Origin of the sequence: Roseobacter sp. HKCCD7870 (genome assembly GCF_037830315.1) — a bacterium.
Taxonomy (GTDB): domain Bacteria; phylum Pseudomonadota; class Alphaproteobacteria; order Rhodobacterales; family Rhodobacteraceae; genus M30B80.
The window spans coordinates 191,534-215,707 of the sequence record NZ_JBBLYO010000002.1 but is presented as its reverse complement, the minus strand read 5'-3'; the positions used below and the strand labels follow the sequence as shown (position 1 = coordinate 215,707).

Genomic DNA, 24,174 nt, shown 5'->3' with positions numbered 1-24,174 from the left:
CTTGATGTTAGTTATCCACAGCTAGTCTAGGGGAATCAATAGGGATTGGGTAGAGGCAGGTTCAAACTACTGCATTTTGCGACAAAACTGCGCTCTCCAAGATCTCGGACGGATGCAGAAATCTTGCCGATGAATCGCTTGACACCTGCGGCGAAGGCCCGTATCCCCTCTCGAGATTAAGGGGCGTGGAGCCTTCCGCGCCCCCTTATAGTTATACACCGTTCTTATGACGAGGATGATCCAATGTCACGCGTCTGCGAATTGACTGGCAAGGGGCCGATGTCTGGCAACAATGTCAGCCATGCCAACAACAAAACCAAGCGCCGCTTCCTGCCAAACCTGACGGAAGTGAATTTGGGCTCTGAAATTCTTGATCGCAGCTTCAAACTGCGTATTTCCAACTCTGCTTTGCGCACCGTTGATGCGCGCGGCGGTTTGGATGCTGTTCTTCTGCGCGCGAAGGATGACGTCTTGTCGCCCCGCGCCTTGAAGATTAAGCGCGAGATTGCCAAAGCGCAAGCTGCGCAAGCCTAATCACCGCTTATCGAGATCCTGACCTTCGCGGGTGAGGATGCTGCAAGAAACGCCCCCGACCCTTGGTTGCGGGGTGTTTGGTTTTATGCGGCAGCGCGACACCATCGCGCAGGGCCAGACATTATTTTTTGTGGTTTTTGTTTGGTGCCATGACACGCAAGGCTTCCAATTGGCTGATGACAGCGCTGATTGCGCTGATGGTGCTAACGAGCAGTGCCCATGCCATGGCGCGCGGTCAAATGGTTTGGGGCGACTTAACCACATTATGCCTCGGGGCCGAGCAGGTCTGGATCGCTACCGATGCGCAGGGCTTGCCACTTCTGGATCAAGACGGGGCGCCTGTCGCGCATAAACACGCCTGCCTTGATTGCCATCTGGCCCATGCTGCCCCGCTGATCCTGAGCCCAGGTTGGCAGGCGAATGCAAGCTATCATAAATTTGACCAGACACGCGAAACCCCTACCCTAATTGGGGCCTCTCTCCCTCGCCACAAACAGGCCCGCGCGCCCCCATCCTTCTGTGAGTTCAACCCTATTTGAATTTCAACACAGATCTGGATGGAGATATCCAAAATGAAAAAACAGTTTTTCCTCGCGGCAGCCCTCAGCGCGTTGCCCTCTTTTGCGTTGGCCGATATGGTCGTCAGCGATGCCTATGCCCGCAGCACAGGCCCTTCGGCCCCCACAGGTGCGGCCTTTATGCAAATCACCAACGACACGGGCCAAGATGACGTCATCACAGGCGTGATGTCAGATGCGGCTGCCAAAGTTGAACTACACACTCATATCGCCGATGGGGATGGGGTGATGCGTATGGTGCATGTCCAAGAGGGGTTTCCCATTGCAGCCGGCGAAACCATCTTCCTAGAACGTGGCGGCAAGCACGTGATGTTCATGGGGCTGAATGCACCGATGGAAAATGGCGCTGAGATCGAAGTGACGTTCACCTTCGAAACGGCAAGCCCGCTGACAGTGACCATCCCCGTTGATCTTGATCGCATGCCCGAAGGCCATTCCATGAGCGGCCACGGGTCGATGGGCGAAGGCCATAACAACTGATCCCGCAAACCCGCGCAGGCAGGGCATGTGCTTGCGCGGGTTTATCATCTGAGCCCTCTTTCCTATTGGCCCGCCTTGCGCTATCTGACCGCTCACTGCACGCATAGCCTAGGGCCAACATGACCGAGCTTTCTCGCATTCGTAACTTCTCCATCGTGGCGCATATCGACCACGGCAAATCCACCTTGGCGGATCGCCTGATTCAATTGACAGGCACAGTGGCCGAGCGGGATATGAAAGAGCAATTGCTTGACGCGATGGATATCGAGCGCGAGCGCGGGATCACCATCAAGGCCAATACTGTGCGGATCGAATACCCTGCAAAGGACGGCCAGACCTATGTTCTGAACCTGATCGACACGCCCGGCCATGTCGATTTCGCCTATGAGGTCAGCCGCTCGATGCGGGCGGTGGAAGGGTCGCTATTGGTTGTGGATGCCAGCCAAGGGGTTGAAGCCCAGACCTTGGCCAATGTGTATCAGGCGATTGAAGCAGATCATGAGATTGTTCCCGTTCTCAATAAGATTGACCTGCCTGCCGCCGAACCTGAACGGGTTTGCGAACAGATCGAAGATGTGATCGGGATTGATGCCTCGGACGCGGTCATGATTTCCGCGAAAACGGGTTTGGGCATCCCTGACGTTCTAGAGGCAATCGTCACCCGCCTGCCTGCACCCACAGGTGACGCGAATGCACCGCTCAAGGCCATGCTGATCGACAGCTATTATGACCCTTATCTCGGCGTGGTAGTTCTGATCCGCGTGGTGGATGGCAAGATCAAAAAGGGCGACCGCGTCCGTATGATGAAAACGGGCGGGCTGTATCAAATTGACCGCCTCGGCGTGTTCCGCCCCCAGATGGAAAATATTGCAGAGCTCGGGCCAGGCGAAATCGGATTTTTGACCGCCTCCATCAAACAGGTGCGCGACACCCGTGTGGGCGACACCATTACCCATGATAAAGGCGGCTGTGCGGCAGCGCTTCCTGGGTTCAAGCCCTCGATCCCTGTGGTGTTCTGCGGCCTTTTCCCTGTGGATGCCAATGATTTCGAAGACCTGCGCGATGCAATTGAGAAATTGGCCCTCAATGACGCAAGCTTTACCTATGAGATGGAAACCTCAGCCGCGCTTGGGTTCGGCTTCCGCTGCGGGTTCTTAGGTCTTTTGCACCTTGAGGTCATCCGCGACCGTCTCGAACGTGAATATGACATCGACCTTATCACCACCGCACCTTCGGTGATTTATCATGTGCATATGCGGGATGGGTCGATGGTGGAATTGCACAACCCCGCCGATATGCCCGACCTGACCTATGTCGATCATATCGAAGAACCGCGGATCAAGGCCACGATCCTTGTGCCTGATGATTTCTTGGGCGATGTGCTGAAACTCTGCCAAGACCGCCGCGGGGTGCAGCTTGACCTCACCTATGCGGGCAACCGCGCGATGGTGGTCTATGATTTGCCGCTGAACGAAGTTGTGTTTGACTTCTACGACCGCCTGAAATCGGTCACCAAAGGCTATGCCAGCTTTGACTATCAGATGACGGGCTATCAGCAGGATTACTTGGTCAAAATGCAAATTCTGGTGAATGATGAGCCAGTTGATGCCCTATCAACCATGGTGCATCGGGACCGCGCTGAACAGCGGGGCCGCATGATGTGCGAAAAGCTCAAAGAGCTGATCCCCCGCCATATGTTCAAAATCCCGATCCAAGCCGCGATTGGCGGGCGCATCATCGCACGCGAAACCTTGGCCGCGCTGCGCAAGGACGTGACCGCAAAATGTTATGGCGGGGATGCCACCCGCAAGCGGAAACTCTTGGATAAGCAGAAAGCGGGCAAGAAGAAGATGCGCCAATTCGGCAAGGTCGAAATCCCGCAAAGCGCCTTTATCAACGCGTTGAAGATGGATGACTGAGGGCGCGGGGAGGCAGGTATGCCCGCCTCTCTCGCGTCTGCGCTCTTGACACATCCCCCATAAGTCGTGTCACCTCCTCTCATGCGTCAATCGTGGCCAGCGAGTTGCGCAGGTGTGCTGGGGTGTATTAAGTTTGTCAAAGTAACCGACCGCTTTGTGGGGGCAGTAGGGGCCTGCAGGCGGTCGGCGCTTTTGGGCGCGTCAAACCTGATCTAAATCAAGGCTCGGCAGATCTTTACGGTAATGATACCTTCTAGGAAACGTGCAGAACGAACCAAAAGGATCATATCATGCGCTTGTTTTTCCTCATATTTACATTGGCCGCGACAGCTTTGGCGGGGATCGGCGTAACAGCTGTGTTGGCCGCAGGTCTTGACGGGTGGCAGCCGATTGCCATTGCCGCAGGGGGTGGTGCGGTCATTGCCTTGCCCGCCGCGTGGATCATAGCGGGGCGTATTAAGGCATTAACCTGATAGGAACGGAAAAGAGATGTCAAAACCACTGGGCTATAGCGGCACGCAGATTGCGCTGCATTGGGGCATAGCCGCCCTCATCATTTATCAATTCGTCTACCACGAAGGCATTGAAGAGGCCTATGAGCAGGCGCTTGAAACAGGCGTTTACGCGCAATCCTTGGGATGGGCGAGCCACGCCATTCCTGGGATTTTGGTGCTGCTTTTGGTGATCTGGCGGCTTGTTCTGCGCCTGCGGCGCGGCGCGCCTGATGCCCCCGCAGAAGAGCCCGCGATTTTCGCGCGGCTGTCGCATCTCGCCCATTGGGCCTTTTATGCGCTGATGCTGGCCTTGCCAATCACGGGGATGCTGGCATGGGGCGGTCAGATTGAGGCAAGCGCCGAGGTGCATGAGGTTCTCAAGTCGCTTCTCATGCTTTTGGTCTTGGTGCATGTGGGCGCGGTGTTGGTGCATCAATTTGCCTGGAAGACCAATATCATGCAGCGTATGAAACGCACAGGTTAGCCCAAGAACACCTTGAGGCTTTCCACAAATTCCCGCGGGGTGTCAGCATGCAGCCAATGCCCCGCTTGCGGAATTTTTGCGAATTTCGCATTGGGGAACAGCGCCTTAATGGCAGGGCGATGCTCGGGGCGGACATAGTCGGAACGCCCGCCCGACAGGAACAAGATATCCCCCTCAAAAGGGGTGAAATCCCCCTCAGGCCAGCCTGTGATCTTCGCCATTTCGCGCGAGAGAACATCTAAGTTTAGCCGCCACGCCGGTGCCTTAACATCCAGAGATTGCAGCAAAAACGCGCGCACCCCCGCATCGTCCACATGGGCCTGCAATTGACGATCTGCATCCCCGCGTGTTGCAACCGCAGTGAGATCAATTGCGCGCATGGCATCAATCATCGGCTGTTGCGAATGGCCATAGGTCACTGGGGCAATATCCGCGATCACGGCGCGGCGGATCAAATCGGGCCGCGTCAGAGCCAGCATCATCACCGCCTTGCCTCCCATCGAATGGCCAACCACATCGGCACAGACGCCATGCGCCTCGATCACTTGGGCCAGATCATTGGCCAGATCAGGGTAGCTGTGACTGTCATACCATGGGCTTGCGCCATGATTGCGCATATCAACGGTGAGGCAATGCCGTTCGACCCGTTTCGCAATCACACCCCAATTGCGCGCGGATCCATAAAGACCATGCGCGAGTAAAAGAGGCGGGCGATCCTGCGGCGTGCCATGTTCGACAATGTTCAACATAGACCGCTTTTTAGGGGATCCCCCGCCCCTTGGAAAGGTGACTTAATGCGCGGGCGCCACAAAGGTGCCATTGCGCAAATCCGCAATGGCTTGACGGATTTCGTCTTGGGTGTTCATCACAATTGGCCCATGCCACGCGACAGGTTCTTCAATCGGTGCACCCGAAATCAGAAGGAACCGCACACCTTCAGGCCCCGCCTGGACAGTGATCTCATCGCCTGTGCCAAATCGGATCAAGGTGCGATCGCCCGACATATCGCGAATGTTCACTTCTTGCCCCATGACCTCTTTTTCCAAAAGCACGCCTGTGGGTTGGCTTGCATCCGCGAATGCGGCTTGACCTTCGAAGACATAGGCAAAGGCGCGGCGATAGGTGTCGATGCGGAAGGTTTTCTTCACGCCCGCAGGGATTGAAATGTCCAAATATTGGGGATCAGCGGCAATGCCATCAACGGGGCCCTTCTTGCCCCAAAACTCCCCAACGATCACTTTGACACGGGTGCCATCGTCATCAATCACCTCTGGGATTTCTTGCGCGGCGACATCTTGATAGCGCGGATCTGTCATTTTCATAGATGACGGCAGATTACCCCACAGCTGAAACCCGTGCATTTGCCCTTTGGCGTTTCCGAGCGGCATTTCTTGGTGCAAGATGCCCCGCCCTGCGGTCATCCATTGCACCGAACCTGCCCCCAATTTGCCAGTATTGCCAAGGCTGTCTGAATGCTCAACCGTGCCTGCCAGCACATAGGTGATGGTCTCAATCCCACGATGGGGATGCCAAGGGAACCCTTTCTGGAAATAGGCGGGGTCTTCGTTACGAAAATCGTCAAACAACAAGAACGGATCAAGTTCGGTTGGATCTTGAAAGCCAAAGGCACGGTGCAAATGCACCCCTGCCCCTTCCAACGTGGGCTTTGCGCTGCGCGCTTCGACAACAGGACGGATCGACATAAACTTTCTCCTTCTCATGCCCCGTAAGATCTTTGGGGCGTGTTGTGAGTGAAACTAGGGCGCATCCCGCACCATGACAATCTGCACAAATCCGCAAAAAGATGTGCATCTTTGCGAGGGCCGATATTCCATGTATGAGCGGGGAGCAGATTTCAGCGAAAGGAATGCCTCGTGGCCAAGAAACGCGCCCAAGACGAGATTATCGGCTATATCGCCCCCAATATTGCCCGCCGCAGCTTTGCGGTGTTTTGTTTGGGTGGCCTCGGGTTTCTTCTGATCATGATTGCGGCCACAAACCCGCCCCAACATCTCTTCTGGCTCTTGCTGTTGATTGTGTTTGGCGTGGGGTCATTGGGGATGACCTATAAATTGTGGGAGGCCTCATCGCACAAATTGATCCTAACCCGCGAATGCCTACGCGAAGAGAATGGCCGCGTGCTGTTCCATATCGACAATGTCGATAGCGTGGATCGCGGGTTTTTCGCGATGAAGCCCGCGGGGGGCTTTATCGTATTTTTGCACAAACCCGAGGAAGGGGGCCGCGTTTATGCCCCTGGTCTTTGGCGGCGTTGGGGGAAATCTGTGGCCGTGGGCGGCGTCACATCCGCAGGCGAAGCCAAGGCCGTAGCTGATTTGATCAAAATCATATTGGCGGAGCGGGATTTGGGGGCGAAATCCTAAAGCGCGAACCCGCCCCCGAAAGAGGTCATAACCCTTTTGCGCGATAGCTTGCCGCCACACGGGCAATGGACACCAAAAATCCCGCCATCCGCAAATCAGGCACATCGTGGCGATCGTGCCAGACCTCGCGCATCGCCTGATAGGCGGTGCGCATCGTATCATCGAGGCCCGAGCGCACCAATTCCAACTCTCCTGCGCCGCGCAGATATTTTTGTTTAAAATCGGGCGACAGCGTCCAACCAATGCCCGTGTCGCGCGACAGCCGCTCGAGCTCATTTACGATCAATTCATGGCGGCTTTCTTCTTGGCGACGCTGCATCCGACCAAATCGGATATGTGACAGGTTCTTCACCCACTCGAAATAGGACACGGTCACGCCACCCGCATTGGCGTAAAGATCAGGAATGATCACCACGCTCTTTTCGCGCAGCACATCATCCGCGCCAGCGGTGATCGGGCCATTGGCCGCCTCAATGATGAGAGGTGCTTTGATCCGCGCGGCATTGGACAGGTTAATCACCCCTTCAAGCGCTGCAGGGATCAGGATATCGCACTCAGCCTCAAGCGCAGAGGCGCCATTCTCGATGAAGGTGCCGCCTTTGAAATCACGCACACCGCCCGTGGCAACGATCTGTGCGCGCAGGGCTTCGATATCCAACCCCTGATCATTATGAACCGCGCCATCGCGTTCGATCACATGGGTAATCTTTGCGCCATCTTCATCACGCAGAAACAGCGCCGCATGATAGCCCACATTGCCCAAGCCCTGCACAATGATACGCTTGCCCTCAAGGTCGCCCGATAGATTGGCCGCCTTGACATCCTCTGGATGGCGAAAGAATTCCCGCAAGCCATATTGCACGCCTCGCCCTGTGGCCTCGATACGGCCTTGAATACCCCCCGCATGAATGGGTTTTCCTGTAACGCAGGCCTTTGCATTAATGTCGGTTGTGTTCATGCGAGCATATTGATCTGCAATCACCGCCATCTCACGCTCGCCCGTGCCCATATCTGGGGCGGGCACGTTTTGACTGGGGTTGATGAGATCACGCTTGATCAACTCATAGGCAAAGCGACGGGTGATGCGGTCGAGTTCATCTGCATCCCATTCGCGCGGGTCAATGCACAGACCACCCTTCGAGCCACCAAATGGCGCCTCTACAAGCGCACATTTAAACGTCATCAGGGACGCCAAGGCCTCAACCTCATCTTGATTGACATTGGGGGCATAGCGGATGCCACCTTTTACAGGTTCCATATGCTCGGAATGCACCGAGCGATAACCCGTAAAGGTTTTAATTTCACCGCGTAGCTTAACGCCAAAACGCACCACATAGGTGGAATTGCAGACGCGAATTTTCTCCTCCAATCCGGGGGAGAGATCCATCAACGCGGCCGCGCGGTTGAACATCAGTTCAACGGATTGACGAAAACTCGGTTCATTTGCAGGGATGCTGGCCATAGCTGTTCCTTCCATAGACAGCGAACAAAACGGCGTGGGTGCGATTAAATTTACATATCCCCCTCATCGCACCCAAACTTTGCCAAAGCATGACACTCAAAAAGGGTTTGTGATCTGTGTCACACTTCAAACCCTACGCCTTGCCACGAAGATTGCAAAAAACTTCGTAAACTCTTCCCGTAATCGCCGCATTTTCGCCGCTCTTTGGGGACATGACGGGAAAGTCTCCGCCAAATCTGCGGTGGGTCAGGTCAATGGATTGAGGATGATGCAGGGAAAACCGAAAACGGCACAGCTTTGCCGCCATGGTTTGGGCGCGAACCGATTCTGGCGGGACGAGCAGGGATCGGTCACGATCTTTGTGGTGCTGTCGACGATGGTCATGGTCAGCCTCGGTGGCTTGGCGGTGGATGTGATCCGGTTCAAATCTCAACGGGCGCAATTGCAAAGCGCGATTGATCGTGCGGTTTTTCTGCGGCAGGCACCGCCAATGATGAGGCCGAAGTTTCTAGCATCGTCACACAATATTTGACCGCGCAAAACATTACGCCCTCGCGATTAACCCCTGATTGTTTCATCCAAGATGGTCGGCAAAATACCTGAGTTTGTCGCAACTTGACGAAACCCTTCTGCGCTGCTGTCCTAGGGTGAGCCTAGGGACAGAGGGAGAGGTCAGATGCGCTATTCAGGCCTTCGTGTGATCAGCGAAGGATTGCGAGGGCAAAAATCATGGACGCGCGCGTGGCGCGATCCTACTCCAAAAGCGCAGTATGACATGATTATCATTGGCGGTGGCGGCCACGGTCTGGCAACTGCCTATTACCTCGCCAAAAATCATGGCATCACAAATATTGCCGTGCTTGAGAAAGGCTATTTGGGCGGTGGCAATATCGGTCGCAACACCACCATTGTGCGCGCAAATTATCTACTTGAAGGCAATTCTCAATTTTACAGCCATTCCCTGAAACTATGGGAAGGGCTAGAGCAAGACCTGAATTACAATGTCATGCACAGCCAGCGCGGCATCATCAACCTGTTCCATTCAGACGGGCAACGTGATGCCTTTGCGCGGCGCGGGAATGCGATGATCAATCAAGGCGATGATGCGATCTTGTTGGATCTCGATGAATTGCGGCGCATGATACCCTATCTCGATTATGATCAAACCCGTTTCCCAATTTTTGGCGGGCTCTACCACAAACGCGGCGGCACAGCGCGGCATGATGCGGTGGCTTGGGGCTATGCCCGCGCTGCGGATCAACGCGGTGTAGACCTCATCCAGAATTGCGAAGTCACAGGGATTGATGTGCATCAGGGCCGCGTCACGGGTGTTCAAACCACGCGGGGTGCCATTAGCGCACGAAAGATTGGCGTTGTGGTGGCGGGACGCAGTTCTCAGGTGGCCGCAATGGCAGGCCTGCGCCTGCCCATTGAGAGCCATGTGTTGCAGGCCTTTGTCACCGAAGGGCTAAAGCCCGCAATTGACCATGTGATCACTTATGGCATGGGGCATTTCTATATCAGCCAGTCTGACAAGGGCGGACTGGTCTTTGGCGGTGACCTTGATTTTTACGCATCCTATGCCTCGCGCGGGAACCTGCCCACCGCAGAGCATGTGGTGGAAACAGGCATGACGCTCATGCCGATGATCGGACAGGCCAAAATACTGCGCTCTTGGGGCGGGATTATGGATATGTCCTCGGATGGCAGCCCCATTATCGACAAAAGCCCGATTGATGGCCTCTATTTGAATTGTGGGTGGTGTTATGGCGGCTTTAAGGCCGTGCCAGGATCGGGTTATGCCTTCGCGCATCTTATGGCCACAGACCAGCCGCATCAAAGCGCCGAGCGCTATCGCCTCGACCGGTTTGAGACGGGGCGGGGCCTCATGGATGAAGAAGGCCGCGGCAGCCAACATAATTTGCATTAGAGATCGAGACGGTTATGCGTATCCCCTGCCCCATTTGCGGCGAAAGAGACAGCCGCGAATTTCGTCCCAAAGGCGATATCACCTATGCAGATCGCCCTGCGGCTGAGGCGGGCGCGGCGGCGTGGCACAGCTATCTGCATTTGCGAGACAATCAACCTGGCCAAATCGTTGAGATTTGGCGCCATGCACACGGCTGCGGGGCGTGGATATCTGTCACCCGAAACACAGTCAGCCACGCCATCCTAGGGGCACAGTTGCTACGCGATCGAGGGCAAGATCATGCGGGTTGAGGGCAAAGGACGGATCAATCGCGACAAGCCGCTCAATTTTACCTTTGACGGCAAAACCTTTCAGGGGTTCGAAGGCGATAGCCTTGCCTCTGCCCTTCTGGCCAATGATGTCGCATTGGTCGGGCGCAGTTTCAAATATCACCGCCCTCGCGGGATCGTGACGGCAGGCTCGGATGATCCAAACGGCTTGGTTGAACTGTCACGCGGGCCATATGGGGCCGCAATACCGAACACACGCGCCACGATGCAATCCCTCTATGAGGGGCTTGTTGCGCACAGTCAAAACCATCTCGGGCCGCTTGGGTTTGATCTTTTGGCCGTGAATGATCTGGCCGCGCCCTTCTTAAGCGCGGGGTTTTACTACAAAACATTCATGTGGCCGCGCCGCTTTTGGGAAGCGGTTTACGAACCCCTGATCCGCCGCGCAGCGGGTTTGGGCCGCTTGTCCCGCGAAATGCAGGCAGAACCATCTGAAAAGGCCTTTGGGCATTGTGATCTTCTGGTCATTGGCGCTGGCCCTTCGGGCCTGACTGCCGCCCTTGTCGCGGCTGAGGCGGGCGCGGGTGTGATCCTTGTTGACGAGAACACAGAACTCGGCGGCAGGCTTTGGCTTGAGGATGCTGCGATTGACGATATGCCTGCGCAAACTTGGCTCGCGCATATATCGGCCAAGCTTTCTGCCATGCCCAATGTGCGGATCATGCCGCGTTGCACAGTCACGGGGGCCTATGATGGTGGCACCTATGGCATTATCGAGCGCGTGGGACTTGAGCACGCCCCGAGTGGCACTGTGCCGCGCGAATGTTTCTGGCGCATCACTGCACGCGCTGCGATTTTGGCCACGGGCGCGGTTGAACGGCCCATTGCATTTTCAGACAATGATCGCCCCGCCATTATGATGGCAGGCGCAATACGATCCTATCTCGACCGCTACGGCGTTTTGCCTGCGCGCAAAATCGCGCTGTTTGTCAGCACGGATCAAGGACATCGCGATGCGCTTGCCTTGCAGGCCGCGGGGGCAACCCTTGCCGCCGTCATCGATCCGCGCAGCGATGCACCTGCGCTTGGCGATTATCCCCTTTATAGTGGTGCGGAGGTCGTGGCGACACGCGGCCGCACGCGTATCTCGGGCATAACCATTCGTGATGCCGCGGGAAAAACCACCGATATGGACATCGGCGCTTTGGGAATGTCTGGGGGATGGAACCCCAATATTCACCTTGCCTGCCATATGGGCGCCCGCGCAATTTGGAACGCGGAGAAATCCTGTTTTCTTGCCCCTGAGGGCGGGGTGCCTGCCCTGCATTACGCAGGCAGTGCTGCAGGATATTTCAGCACCGCCGAGTGTTTCACCTCGGGGTTTGCAGCGGCGATCAATGCCCTGTCCGAATTGGGCCTGACGGCCCCTCATACGCCCTGCCCAATCGCCCCCGCTTCGCGCGAGACAGCGAGGCCCCATTGGGTGGTTTCTGGCAAAAAGCGGGCATGGATTGATTTCGCCAATGATGTAACCACCAAAGATATCCGCCTTGCCGCGCAAGAAGGGTATCAATCGGTCGAACATATGAAGCGCTACACGACCCAAGGAATGGCGCCCGATCAAGGGCGCAGTTCAAACACGACCGCGATTGCGGTTTTGGCAGATGCCACGGGTCGTGGAATTTCCGAGACTGGCACGACAACCTATCGCCCACCCTTTGTGCCCGTGTCTCTTGGTGCGATTGGCGCAGGCGCGCAAGGCAAAGGGTTTGCACCCGAACGCCTGACCACCAGCCATGCAGCAAGTATTGCCCGCAATGCCCCAATGGTGGCCACGGGCCTTTGGTATCGTGCGTCCTATTTCCCACAAAATGGCGAGACAACATGGCTGCAATCCTGCAACCGCGAGGTGGGCTATGTGCGCAATGCAGTCGGTGTTGTCGATGTTTCCACTTTGGGCAAAATCGCCGTGTCAGGCCCTGATGCCGCGCGGTTCCTTGATTTTGTCTACAGCAATATGATGTCGACCCTGCCAGAGGGGCGTGTGCGCTATGGTTTGATGCTGCGCGAAGATGGGTTTGTTATGGATGACGGAACCTGCGCGCGCGTTGGCCCCTATGACTATGTGATCACCACGACAACCGCCGCCGCAGCCGAGGTCATGGCGCATCTGGAATTTGTGGCACAGGTCTTTTGCCCTACTTGGAAACTCAGCCTGACCTCTACTACAGAGGCTTGGGCGCAATTCGCGGTGGCAGGGCCAAAGGCGTTCGACCTCTTGGCGGGTCTGACCAAAGGACTGCGCCGAGATGAATTGCCCTTTATGGGATGGGTCGCGCGGGATGTTTTGGGCGTGCCTGCCCGCATTTTCCGCATCTCTTTCTCAGGCGAGGAAGGGTATGAAATTGCGGTTCCCGTGGGCTATGGCGCAAGCCTTTATGACGCGCTTTTGACCCGCGCAGAAGCGATGGGGGGCGGGCCTTATGGGGTCGAGGCCCTCAACGTCTTGCGCCTTGAAAAGGGCTTTATCACCCATGCCGAAATAAATGGCCGCGTGACCGCAGGCGACTTGGGCATGGCGGTGCTATTTTCCAAGAAGAAAAGTGATTTCATCGGCCGTGCAGGGGCAGCGCGCGAAGGGCTGCTTGACCCTGCGCGCCCCGCATTAATCGGGTTGCGCCCTGTTGATGGCCAATCAAAAATTCTCGCGGGCGGGCATTTGGTCGAGGCCGATGCAAAACCCAGTCGGGAAACCTCAAAAGGCTACGTATCTTCCGCCTGTTTCTCGCCAACCTTGGGCCATCCAATCGCACTTGGCTTCTTTGTGGATGGGCGCTCACGACATGGGGATCAGGTGAAAATGGTTGATCATCTGCGCGGGCAAGAAACCCTTTGCGAGATTTGCCCGCCTGCCTTCTTTGACCCTGACGGAGGGCGGATGCGTGACTGATCTTTCCCTAGCCCCAGTTGTAACGGGCCCCAGTGAAATCTCTCATGGCGCGATGCAGCTCAGCATTGATGCCCCCCAAAGCATCACGGCACTCTTGCCCCATCCAAACTGCCTTGATGCAGTGAACACGATCCTGAAATCTGATTTGAGCTTAAAATTTCCTGCGCCAGGTGAAGTCGTCACAAACGACACACTGCGGCTGATTTGGAACGGGTTAGATCATGCGCTTCTTTTGGGGGTTTCGGCCCCCCTTGCCCCCTTGGCACCTTACGCGCTTTTGGCAGATCAAAGCGGGGCTTTGGCGCGGTTCACTCTGACGGGGCCTGATCTGGCCGAGGTTCTGGCGCGGCTTTGTCCTTTGGACCTGCGCCCATCCGCCTTCGGGCCACGGCGTTCTGCGCGCAGTTTATTGGGCCATATTGATGCGCTATTTGTGACATTCGATAACGGAGATCACATCGAGATATTTGTGATGCGATCCATGGCACAATCAGCCCTGACCGAACTGACCCATGCAATGCAAGGGGTGGCCGCGCGCAGATCAGCCGCGCTATGAGTTTGCCCACAGGGTTCTCCACAGAGGATCGCACGGCGGCATCTGGACAGCGCCCGCGTTCGCGCAGATACTCGTCCCATGAGTTTGCCGCCTGGATTTTTGGATGAATTGCGCACCCGCATCTCGCTGTCGCAGGTGGTCGGGCGCAAAGTCATGTGGGACAACCGCAAATCCAATGCGGCCAAGGGGGATATGTGGGCCCCTTGCCCCTTTCACCAAGAGAAAACTGCATCCTTCCATGTGGATAATCGCAAGGGGTTTTATTATTGTTTCGGCTGTCAGGCCAAAGGCGATGCAATCAGCTTTGTGAAAGATACTGAAAATGTCAGCTTCATAGAGGCGATTGAAATTCTTGCGCGTGAGGCAGGGATGCCCATGCCAGAACGAGATCCACGCGCACAGGAAAAATCAGACGCGCGCGAGAAATTGGCACAGGCCACCGAGGCGGCGGTGCAATTCTATAAGCTACAGTTGAAATCCTCTGCGGCCCGTGACGCGCGGGATTATCTTGAAAAGCGGGGCCTAGATGAAGCCACGCTTGCACGGTTTGAAATCGGCTTTGCCCCATCAGCACGGCGCGGGACCTTTGAGGCATTGCAGGCCAAAGGTATCGCTGCCGAGGATATCATCACCGCAGGGATTGCCAGCAAACCCGATGACGGTGGCGCGCCTTATGATGCGTTTCGAGATCGGATCATGTTTCCCATCCGTGATCCGCGCGGGCGCTGCATCGGCTTTGGCGGGCGGGCGATGGATCCGAACGCGCGCGCCAAATATCTCAACAGTCGCGAGACACCTCTGTTCGATAAGGGGCGCGCCTTGTTCAATCACGGCCCCGCCCGCGAAGCCGCGGGCAAGGGCCAGCCTTTGATCGTGGCAGAAGGCTATATGGATGTCATCGCGCTATGGCGTGCAGGGTTTGAGGCGGCGGTGGCCCCGCTTGGCACCGCCATCACCGCCGATCAATTACAACTCATGTGGCGCATTTCGCCCGAGCCGATCATCGCCCTTGATGGGGACAAGGCGGGCTTACGCGCCGCAATGCGCCTGATCGATTTGGCCCTGCCCTTGTTGGGTGCGCAAAAATCCCTGCGATTTTGCATCCTTCCTGAGGGCCAAGACCCTGATGATCTGATCCGTGCCAAAGGGCGCGGCGCAATGCAAACCCTGATTGACGGGGCGCAGCCCTTGGTCAACCTCTTGTGGCAACGCGAAACCGAAGGCCGTGTTTTTGACAGCCCCGAACGGCGCGCCGAATTGGACAAATCTTTGCGCCGCGCCACGGCACAGATCCAAGATCCTGATTTACGCCACCACTATGATACAGCATTCAAAGACCTAAAATGGCAGCTGTTCCGCCAAAAACGGCAGAGTTCAGCAGCACCTAAAACAGCCCGCAGCCCCCGCAAGGCTGGGTTTATGCGCCCTGACCTCCCTCTCGAACCTTTGGCGGAAACCCGTGCCTCGGCCCTCGCATCAGGGGCAATTAGCGAAAAAGATCTGCGTTGGTCGGTCATCTTGGCGTTGTTGTGTCTTTACCCCACCTTGCTCGATCATTTTGAGCCGCAGCTTGACCGACTGCACCCTGAGCTGGAGGAATATCGCCGCCTGAGCGCGCATCTTTTGGGGACGCGATGCCGTGACAAAGAAAGCCTTAACCAAGAATTAGAGGCTTTTGGGTTATCTCCCCTTCTTGAAAATCTGCTCTCAATGGGCCATGTCCGCATTACACCGCCCGTTTTATCACAGGGCGCCGAAGACAAAGCACGAGACTGCCTCACGGAGGAATTCGCGAAACTGGCCGCGTGGCATGGGATCGACCATGAAATGGCCGAAGCCCTTGAGGGGTTGGATCGCACCGAAGACGATCCGCACCTGTCATGGCGTTTAACTCAGGCCTTAAAGGCGTTACAACAAGCCACAAAGCCGAAAAGAAACGATCAAGCGGATGCCAGTGAAGACACATCTGCATATTCAAACCGCCTGCGCCACTTGATAGAGGAGCGTGTGTGGGAGAAGAAAAAACGTTAATCCGCTTTGCGAATCACTGGTTCGCACTACAATGATTTCAGGTGCAAGCGTCAGCCGACCTTGGCCGAGCTTGAACGAAAAGGATAATCGCCGATGGCCAAAGACAGCGATGACGGCAAACCCGAAGGCGAAGAGACCGAAATCGGTCTAGATATGAGCCAAGCTGCCGTCAAAAAAATGATCGCCGAGGCCCGCGCGCGTGGCTTTATCACCTATGATCAATTGAACGCTGTCTTGCCGCCTGAACAGGTCTCCTCTGAACAGATCGAAGATGTCATGTCGATGCTGTCTGAGATGGGCGTGAATATCATCGAAGATGATGAGGTCGAAGACGAGGAAAACAAATCCTCTGGCGGTGAGTTGGTGGAAACCTCCACTTCGCGCGAAGTGGCCTTGGCCAGCAGCGAGACCGAAAAACTGGATCGCACAGATGACCCTGTGCGGATGTATCTGCGCGAAATGGGCAGCGTTGAGTTGCTCTCGCGTGAAGGTGAAATTGCGATTGCCAAGCGCATTGAAGCGGGCCGCAACACCATGATCGCAGGGCTTTGTGAAAGCCCCCTGACCTTTCAGGCGATCACCATCTGGCGGGACGAATTGCTAGAAGAAGATATTCTTCTGCGCGATGTGATTGACCTAGACGCCACATTTGGCCGCTCAATCGGTGAAGAAGATGATGATGCGCCCGTGGTTGGTGGTTTGGATGGCGACAACCGCGACAGCGGCAGTGCTGCATCGAACCAGAGTGACGAACCAGAATTGGACGCGGATGGGAACCCAATCGCCCGCGATGATGACGAGGACGAGGACGATCAAGCCAATATGAGCTTGGCCGCGATGGAGGCCACGCTTAAGCCACGCGTTTTGGAAACCCTAGATCGTATCGCCAATGATTACATCTATCTGGCCGAAATGCAGGACAAGCGTATCTCGGCCACGCTGAATGAAGATTCGAGCTTTGATTCGGGCGATGAGGCCACCTATCAAAAACTGCGCGGCGAGATTGTGGAATTGGTGAATGAACTGCACCTGCACAACAACCGTATCGAGGCGCTGATTGACCAGCTTTACGGCATCAACCGCCGCATCATGTCGATCGACAGCGCCATGGTGAAACTGGCGGATCAGGCCCGCATCAATCGCCATGAATTCATCGAGGCCTATCGCGGCTATGAACTTGACCCCACATGGGTGGATCGCATGGCCGAAAAACCTGGCCGTGGGTGGCAAGCCCTGATGGAACGCTCCCGCGATAAGGTCGAAGACTTGCGCGTCGATATGGCCCAAGTTGGCCAATATGTCGGCCTTGATATCAGCGAATTCCGCCGCATCGTGAACCAAGTTCAAAAGGGCGAGAAAGAAGCGCGTCAGGCGAAGAAAGAAATGGTCGAGGCGAATTTGCGCCTCGTGATCTCCATCGCCAAGAAATATACCAACCGCGGCCTGCAATTCTTGGATTTGATCCAAGAGGGCAATATCGGCCTGATGAAGGCGGTGGATAAATTTGAATATCGCCGCGGCTATAAATTCTCGACCTATGCGACATGGTGGATCAGGCAGGCGATCACGCGTTCGATTGCGGATCAGGCCCGCACGATCCGTATCCCTGTGCATATGATTGAAACGATCAACAAACTGGTGCGCACAGGCCGTCAGATGTTGCACGAAATCGGCCGCGAACCCACGCCCGAGGAGTTGGCCGAAAAGCTGCAAATGCCGCTTGAGAAAGTGCGCAAGGTTATGAAAATCGCCAAGGAACCTATTTCCTTGGAAACCCCGATTGGCGATGAAGAAGACAGCCAGCTTGGCGATTTCATCGAAGACAAGAACGCCGTTCTACCCTTGGACAGCGCCATTCAGGAAAACCTGAAGGAAACCACGACCCGCGTTCTGGCCTCGCTCACGCCGCGTGAAGAACGCGTGCTGCGGATGCGCTTTGGCATCGGAATGAACACGGATCACACGCTAGAAGAAGTGGGGCAGCAGTTTTCCGTAACGCGCGAGCGGATCAGGCAGATCGAGGCCAAGGCCCTACGGAAGCTGAAGCACCCCTCGCGGAGCAGAAAGCTGCGGAGTTTCTTGGATCAGTAATGCACGGCCTGCCTTGGCTTTTGTTGATCGCCAAAGTCGCGCTCATACGGAAAACGGGCTAAGGGGTCATTTTTCCCAAAATCTCCGCCGCCGCCGCATCGGGGCTGATTTTGCCATCTGCCACATCACGCGCGCGGGTCTCGATGGCGGCGCGGATAGTTATATCCTCGCGCAATCGCGCCAATAACCCCTCACGCAATTCTGTCTCGAACCAATGGGCCGCTTGCGTGGCGCGGGTTTCTTCCCAGATGCCCGCCTCCCTTCGCCACTGCGCCAAATTCTGCATCTCGGCCCATGCGGTCTCAATCCCTGCCCCTTCCACGGCAGAAACGGCCAGTGCCTTGGGGAACCCTTCGGGGTCTTGCGGGCGTTTGCGCAACAGCCGCAGCGCGCCTGCGTAATCGGCCACTGTGCGGGTGGCGGTGGCGCGCAAATCACCATCGGCCTTGTTCACCAAGATCAGATCAGCGATTTCCATGATCCCGCGCTTGACCCCTTGCAATTCATCCCCGCCCGCGGGCGCCAAAAGCAGCACGAAAAGATCGCACATCTCGGCCACCATCGTTTCGGATTGGCCCACACCCACTGTCTCGATCAAGACCACATCAAACCCCGCCGCCTCGCACAGCGACACCGCCGCGCGGGTACGGCGCGCCACGCCGCCGAGGCTTGCCTGACTGGGTGAGGGGCGGATAAAGGCAGAGGGCACGCGCGAGAGCTGCTCCATCCGTGTCTTATCGCCCAAAATTGACCCGCCTGAGCGCGCAGAACTGGGATCAACCGCCAAAACCGCCACGCGCAGCCCTGCATCGGTCAGCATCATCCCAAATGCCTCGATAAAGGTGGATTTCCCTACACCGGGCGTGCCTGAGAGGCCGATGCGCAGCGCCTCACGCCCATGGCCGCGCAGCGCGTCCAAAAGTGCGGCCGCCTGCGCACGATGATCGGCGCGGCTGCTTTCGACCAAGGTCACGGCACGGGCGAGCGCACGGCGTTCACCCGCCAAAATCCGATCCTTGAGATCGAGAATATCCAATTCTGCCGTCATCAGGGCTGATTACTCCTTGACCTTACAAGCGCTTTTCTGCCTGTTCGGCCAAGCTACGTCCACCCCGAAAGACTTTTGCCGCCCCATGCGCCTGCCGATTGATGATATCCTGCCCGAGCTGATCGCCGCCCTTGCGCACGCAGGCCGCGCTGTTTTGCAGGCCCCGCCCGGCGCGGGCAAAACCACCCGTGTGCCCCTTGCCCTGCTTGAGGCGGGGGCGGTGCAGGGTCGTATCCTCATGCTTGAACCACGCCGTTTGGCCGCGCGTGCCGCTGCCGAACGCATGGCGCAAACCTTGGGCGAGGGGGTGGGGCAGGCCATCGGCTACCGCATGCGCGGCGACAGCAAAACAGGCCCTTCCACGCGGATTGAGGTTGTGACCGAAGGCATTCTCACCCGCATGATCCAAGACGCGCCTGACCTGCCTGAAATTGGCGCGATCATCTTTGATGAATTCCACGAGCGGTCGCTCAATGCTGATCTTGGTCTTGCCTTGAGTTGGGAATTACGCGGCGCGCTTAGGCCAGATCTAAAGATCTTGGTCATGTCGGCCACATTGGATGCGGCCCCCGTGGCGGCACTCCTTGATGACGCGCCCCTTGTCACGTCAGCGGGCCAAGCCTTTGAGGTGGTGACCCATCATCTGCCCGCCCCCCTACCCAAGGAGACGCGGCTTGAGCGCGCGATGGCCGATCTGATCCTGCAGGCCCTACACAAAACGGAGGGGGGCATCTTGGCCTTTTTGCCGGGTCAAGGCGAGATTGCGCGCACCGCAGCCCTGCTTGATTTACCCCGCGATATTCGCCTGCATCAACTTTATGGGGCAATGCCCTTAGCCGCGCAACGCGCGGCCATTACCCCCGAGGCAGATGGTTCGCGAAAATTGGTGCTTGCCACATCCATCGCAGAAACCTCACTGACCATTGCGGATATATCCGTGGTCATCGACAGTGGCTGCGCAAGGCGCGCGCGGTTTGACCCCGCCTCAGGCATGACACGGCTTGTAACCGAACCCGTCAGCCGCGCCGAGGCGGATCAACGCCGTGGCCGCGCGGGTCGTGTCTCGGCAGGCATTTGTTATCGAAATTGGACAAAGGGCAGCGAAGGCGCGCTACCCGCTTTCCCCCCCGCCGAAATCGAGGCCGCCAATTTGACAGGCTTGGCATTGGAATTGGCCCTTTGGGGTAGCGCGGATGGCTTGGCTTTTCTCACACAGCCCCCTCTGGACGCTCTGGCCGAGGCGCGGGCCTTGTTGCAGGGGCTTGGGGGTTTGGACGCCGAAGGGCGGATCACGGCTCACGGGCGCGCGATGGCTGCAATGCCCTTGCACCCGCGTCTCGCGCATATGCTGTTGTCTGGGGATGCGCGCGCCGCCCGAATTGCGGCCCTTTTGGGCGAGCGTGACCCCCTGCAGGGGCAAACTTCGCAAAGTGATCTGAAGCTCCGTCTGCGCCTTTTGGATGGCCCTGCAGGAAAATCCCCTGCCCTTGCGCGTATCCGTCAGGAAATGGCGCGCCTCAAACCCTTGGCCAAAGGTCGCGGGTTAAGTGACGCGCAATATCTGGCTTTGGCCTATCCCGACCGCATCGGGATGCGCCGCAAGGGGGACGCCCCGCGATATATTCTTTCAGGTGGAAAAGGTGCCATCTTTGACGCAGGCGATGAATTGGCAGGCGCGCGCTTGATTGTTGCCAGTGACCTTGATGGCAACCCGCGCGAAGCCCGGATCAGGGGCGCGCTTGCCCTGACCGAAGCCGAGTTGCGCGACATCTATGGCGATCAAATTGCATGGCAGAAGATTTGCGACTGGAACCCGCGCCTGCGGCGCGTTGAAACCAAGCTGCAAGAACGCTTTGGCGCACTCATCCTAGACGAGAGGCATGACCCCAAGCCAAACCCCGCGGATGTTGCAAAAGCCCTCTGCGCGGGTATTCGCGACCTTGGCCTAAACGCGTTAGGGTGGACACGCGGCGCAACATTTCTGCGGGCGCGTATTGCCTTCGCGGGCTTGACCGATGTCAGCGATGAGGCGCTTTTGGCACAGCTTGAAGATTGGGCTTTGCCCTTCCTCGGCACGGCGCGCACCGCAGATGATCTGGGGCGGTTCGACCCAAGCGAGGGGCTGAAGCTGTTGGTGGGATATGAGGCCTTGGCCGAGCTTGATCGCCTTGCACCTGCGCATTGGACAACCCCCTTGGGGCGGCAAGTCGCGATTGACTACGGCGATGCCCAACCCGCCATTGCACTGCGCATTCAAGAGGTCTTTGGCTTGACCGAGCATCCGCGCATAGGGCCAGATCGCTTGCCCATTAAATTCACGCTGCTCTCTCCTGCGCAGCGCCCTATTCAGGTGACGCAAGATCTGCCGCAATTTTGGGAAGGCTCTTATGCGGATGTGCGCAAGGATATGCGCGCGCAATATCCCCGCCACCCTTGGCCCGAAGATCCACGCGCGGCTGACCCAACCCTGCGGGCCAAACCGCGCGGGACATAACCCTATTCTGCCGCAATCGCGCGGGTGGCTTCGATGGCCTCCCACAGGCGGGCGGGGGTGAAGGGCATCTCAACCTTGGCGCCCATATCCGCAAGCGCATCATTGACCGCATTGGAAACTGCCGCCAACGCACCCACTGTGCCTGCCTCGCCACAGCCCTTCATCCCCAATGGGTTCGCGGTTGAAGGAACAGGACGGATGGAGAAGCCAATAAAGGGCATATTATCGGCGCGCGGCATCGCGTAATCCATGAAGGTTGCTGTCAACAGCTGACCATCTGCGTCGTAAACCACGCGCTCGCAAACCGCCTGACCAATCCCCTGCGCAACGCCACCATGCACTTGGCCCTCGGCCAGCATTGGGTTCATCATATTTCCGAAATCATCTACCACAGTGTAGCGATCCACGGCCATCACACCCGTTTCGGGGTCAATCTCGACCTCAGCAATATGGCACCCATTGGGATAGGAACGCCCGGGCAGTTTGACATATTCCTGCACCACACACAGATCAGCACGGCCCGCACCGCGCGCGGCCTCTGCAGCCTCTAGGAGCGTAACCACCACATTTGAGCCAGGCGCACGGAAGACACCTTCATCGGCATCGAAATTGACATCATCCGCATCGAGATGATCCGCCATGAAATCGCGCAAGCCACCGATGAGGCTATCACCTGCGGCGCGTAGCGCCATGCCCTGCACAGTGACCGAGCGCGATCCACCCGTGCCGCCACCCATTTCGATCAAATCACTATCACCCTGCACGATCTCAATCGCCTCAAGCGGAAGGCCCGTTTGATCATGGACAAGCTGCGGATAGACCGTTTCGTGGCCCTGCCCGTTTGATTGCGTCCCGACATAAACGCGCGCGCCGGCATCGGTGAGTTCGATCTTGGCCCGCTCATCGGGGTCGCCTAGGATTGACTCGATATAGTAACAAATTCCCGCGCCGCGCAGTTTGCCCTTCGCGGCGCTGGCCGCACGGCGTGAGTCAAATCCCGACAGATCCGCTTTTTCCAAAGCACGATCCAAAAGCGCCCCAAACTCGCCCACATCGTATAACTCCCCCGTTGCGGTGCGATAGGGCATCTGATCGGGGCAAATGAAATTGCGCCTGCGCAATTCGGCGGGATCCACCCCCAAGACGCGGGCAGCGTGATCCATGCTGCGCTCAAGGCAGAAAATCGCCTCAGGGCGTCCCGCCCCGCGATAGGCATCGACCTGCGCAGTGTTGGTAAATACCGCACGGTTGCGGAAAAACACATTTTGAATGTCATAGGTGCCGGTCAAAACGCGGGCGAATAGGTTTGATTGGATCAGCTGCCCATATTGCGAGACATAGGCCCCAAGGTTTGACCAACTGTCCAAATGATAGGCCACGAGGCGATAATTCTCGTCAAAGCCAAGCTCGCTCACTGTGACCAAATCGCGGCCCGCGTTATCGGCCAACATGGCCTCGGTGCGGTCGGACATCCACCGCACAGGGCGGCCCAGATGGCGGGCGGCCATCGCGGTTAGGAAATATTCGGGATAGCCCATGGTCTTCATCCCGAACCCGCCGCCGACATCGGGCGTGGTCACACGGACGTGCGAAGGATCAATGCCAAAGAATTTGGATAGATCGCCCTTTGTGCCCCAGACCCCCTGACCATTTACGCCCAGATGAATACGCTCACCCTGCGGTTCCGCGAAGCACCCACGCGGCTCGATTGAATTAACGATGATCCGGTTGTCTTCAATGCGCAGACTGACACGATGTTTAGCCTGTGCCATCGCAGTTTTGACAGCCGCCTCATCGCCATGTTCCCAATTATAGGCCACGTTATCAGGCGCTTCGTCATGCAGCGCCGCGCCGCCTGCAGAAAGATCTAATTTCACGGGCAGGTCATCAATATCCAATTCGATCAGTTCAGCCGCATCGCGCGCCTGCGCAAGGCTATCTGCCACGATAAAGGCCACGGCCTCGCCCACGAACCGCACCCGCGAGGTGGTCAGGACGGGGCGGCGCGGGGCAGCCGCATCGCTGCCATCGCCGTTTTTCACGGTGACATAGCGCATCGCATTCAGATACCCCGCCGCCTCGATATCAGCGCCCGTGATGATCATATGCACCCCATCCGCGGCACGCGCGGCATCGAGATCAAGAGTGGTGATAGTGCCATGTGCAACAGGACTGCGCAGCACGAACCCCACCAAGGCATCCTTTGGCGCAATATCATCAATATAGCGCCCCTGCCCCGTCAAAAGACGAGCATCTTCAAGGCGTTTCACCGATTGGCTTGATCCAAACTTTTTCATGATCCCTCCTACTGGCATGGCGCTGACCTGCGAAACGCGCCTTCGCTTATGTCGCACAGTAGCGGGCCAGATCGATCTGTCCAGTCTCGCCCGCCGCTTTCTCATCATTTCCCGTGGAGAAGCGCCCCCTTGCCCCTTGGCCTCACCCGCCCCATTGGGTAAGGGAGGCACTT

The 24,174-nt window shown here is 57.2% G+C and carries 20 protein-coding genes; 15 read left to right on the top strand and 5 right to left on the bottom strand.

Annotated features, from left to right (window positions below; translation table 11 throughout):
* Positions 1 to 243: 243 nt before the first annotated feature.
* The 6 genes from rpmB to AAC637_RS09385 all read left to right on the top strand — a co-directional run bounded on the left by rpmB (position 244) and on the right by AAC637_RS09385 (position 4,489).
* Positions 244 to 534 (top strand): 50S ribosomal protein L28, encoded by a 291-nt coding sequence (gene rpmB, locus AAC637_RS09410; RefSeq protein WP_340254438.1) that lies wholly within the window; start codon positions 244 to 246, stop codon positions 532 to 534.
* A gap of 149 nt (positions 535 to 683) precedes the next feature.
* A complete protein-coding gene (locus tag AAC637_RS09405; RefSeq protein WP_340303331.1) occupies positions 684 to 1,073 on the top strand; it encodes a hypothetical protein in 390 nt (129 codons plus the stop codon).
* 33 nt (positions 1,074 to 1,106) lie between these two features.
* Positions 1,107 to 1,592, top strand: a complete 486-nt coding sequence (locus AAC637_RS09400; RefSeq protein WP_340303330.1) for a copper chaperone PCu(A)C — start codon at positions 1,107 to 1,109, stop codon at positions 1,590 to 1,592.
* A gap of 119 nt (positions 1,593 to 1,711) precedes the next feature.
* Positions 1,712 to 3,511: a translation elongation factor 4 gene (gene lepA, locus AAC637_RS09395; RefSeq protein WP_340301437.1), complete on the top strand. Its 1,800-nt coding sequence runs from the start codon at positions 1,712 to 1,714 to the stop codon at positions 3,509 to 3,511.
* Between the two features lie 290 nt (positions 3,512 to 3,801).
* Positions 3,802 to 3,984, top strand: a complete 183-nt coding sequence (locus AAC637_RS09390) for a CTP synthetase (protein ID WP_340244382.1) — start codon at positions 3,802 to 3,804, stop codon at positions 3,982 to 3,984.
* Positions 3,985 to 4,000: 16 nt separating this feature from the next.
* Positions 4,001 to 4,489, top strand: a complete 489-nt coding sequence (locus AAC637_RS09385; RefSeq protein WP_340303329.1) for a cytochrome b — start codon at positions 4,001 to 4,003, stop codon at positions 4,487 to 4,489.
* On the opposite strand, the gene AAC637_RS09380 is transcribed toward AAC637_RS09385, so the two are convergent.
* Together AAC637_RS09380 and AAC637_RS09375 are read right to left on the bottom strand one after the other, a co-directional pair.
* Positions 4,486 to 5,238 carry an alpha/beta fold hydrolase gene (locus AAC637_RS09380; protein ID WP_340303328.1) on the bottom strand — a complete coding sequence of 251 codons (753 nt, stop codon included), beginning with the start codon at positions 5,236 to 5,238 and terminating at the stop codon, positions 4,486 to 4,488. The two genes, AAC637_RS09385 and AAC637_RS09380, sit on opposite strands and share 4 nt — an antisense overlap.
* A 42-nt stretch (positions 5,239 to 5,280) precedes the next feature.
* A complete protein-coding gene (locus AAC637_RS09375; protein WP_317655577.1) occupies positions 5,281 to 6,192 on the bottom strand; it encodes a pirin family protein in 912 nt (303 codons plus the stop codon).
* Between the two features lie 171 nt (positions 6,193 to 6,363).
* Between AAC637_RS09375 and AAC637_RS09370 the strand changes: the two genes are divergently transcribed.
* Positions 6,364 to 6,873 carry a hypothetical protein gene (locus AAC637_RS09370; RefSeq protein WP_340303327.1) on the top strand — a complete coding sequence of 170 codons (510 nt, stop codon included), beginning with the start codon at positions 6,364 to 6,366 and terminating at the stop codon, positions 6,871 to 6,873.
* A gap of 25 nt (positions 6,874 to 6,898) precedes the next feature.
* On the opposite strand, the gene AAC637_RS09365 is transcribed toward AAC637_RS09370, so the two are convergent.
* Positions 6,899 to 8,335 carry a Glu/Leu/Phe/Val family dehydrogenase gene (locus tag AAC637_RS09365; RefSeq protein ID WP_340303326.1) on the bottom strand — a complete coding sequence of 479 codons (1,437 nt, stop codon included), beginning with the start codon at positions 8,333 to 8,335 and terminating at the stop codon, positions 6,899 to 6,901.
* On the opposite strand from AAC637_RS09365, the gene AAC637_RS09360 reads away from it, so the two are divergent.
* The 7 genes from AAC637_RS09360 (at position 8,325) to rpoD (ending at position 18,162) form a co-directional block, all read left to right on the top strand.
* On the top strand, positions 8,325 to 8,867 hold the full coding sequence (locus AAC637_RS09360) for a TadE/TadG family type IV pilus assembly protein (protein ID WP_340303325.1): 543 nt from the start codon (positions 8,325 to 8,327) through the stop codon (positions 8,865 to 8,867). The genes AAC637_RS09365 and AAC637_RS09360 overlap by 11 nt on opposite strands.
* A 144-nt stretch (positions 8,868 to 9,011) precedes the next feature.
* Entirely contained in the window at positions 9,012 to 10,265 is a 1,254-nt protein-coding gene (locus tag AAC637_RS09355; protein WP_340303324.1) for a sarcosine oxidase subunit beta family protein, read from the top strand.
* A gap of 14 nt (positions 10,266 to 10,279) precedes the next feature.
* Positions 10,280 to 10,555, top strand: coding sequence for a sarcosine oxidase subunit delta (locus tag AAC637_RS09350; protein WP_340303323.1), 276 nt, complete (start codon positions 10,280 to 10,282; stop codon positions 10,553 to 10,555).
* A complete protein-coding gene (locus AAC637_RS09345) occupies positions 10,545 to 13,484 on the top strand; it encodes a sarcosine oxidase subunit alpha family protein (protein ID WP_340303322.1) in 2,940 nt (979 codons plus the stop codon). The genes AAC637_RS09350 and AAC637_RS09345 overlap by 11 nt, the downstream gene beginning before the upstream one ends.
* On the top strand, positions 13,477 to 14,040 hold the full coding sequence (locus AAC637_RS09340) for a sarcosine oxidase subunit gamma (protein WP_340303321.1): 564 nt from the start codon (positions 13,477 to 13,479) through the stop codon (positions 14,038 to 14,040). Before AAC637_RS09345 ends, AAC637_RS09340 begins: the two co-directional genes overlap by 8 nt.
* 78 nt (positions 14,041 to 14,118) lie before the next feature.
* Entirely contained in the window at positions 14,119 to 16,071 is a 1,953-nt protein-coding gene (dnaG, locus tag AAC637_RS09335) for a DNA primase (RefSeq protein ID WP_340303320.1), read from the top strand.
* 93 nt (positions 16,072 to 16,164) lie between these two features.
* Positions 16,165 to 18,162 carry an RNA polymerase sigma factor RpoD gene (gene rpoD, locus AAC637_RS09330; RefSeq protein ID WP_340303319.1) on the top strand — a complete coding sequence of 666 codons (1,998 nt, stop codon included), beginning with the start codon at positions 16,165 to 16,167 and terminating at the stop codon, positions 18,160 to 18,162.
* 58 nt (positions 18,163 to 18,220) lie between these two features.
* Here rpoD and meaB read toward each other — a convergent pair whose 3' ends face one another.
* Positions 18,221 to 19,210 (bottom strand): methylmalonyl Co-A mutase-associated GTPase MeaB, encoded by a 990-nt coding sequence (meaB, locus tag AAC637_RS09325; protein WP_445322732.1) that lies wholly within the window; start codon positions 19,208 to 19,210, stop codon positions 18,221 to 18,223.
* An 85-nt stretch (positions 19,211 to 19,295) separates the two neighbouring features.
* Between meaB and hrpB the strand changes: the two genes are divergently transcribed.
* A complete protein-coding gene (hrpB, locus tag AAC637_RS09320) occupies positions 19,296 to 21,704 on the top strand; it encodes an ATP-dependent helicase HrpB (protein ID WP_340303318.1) in 2,409 nt (802 codons plus the stop codon).
* Between the two features lie 2 nt (positions 21,705 to 21,706).
* Here hrpB and AAC637_RS09315 read toward each other — a convergent pair whose 3' ends face one another.
* A complete protein-coding gene (locus AAC637_RS09315; protein WP_340303317.1) occupies positions 21,707 to 24,001 on the bottom strand; it encodes a xanthine dehydrogenase family protein molybdopterin-binding subunit in 2,295 nt (764 codons plus the stop codon).
* Positions 24,002 to 24,174: the final 173 nt, after the last annotated feature.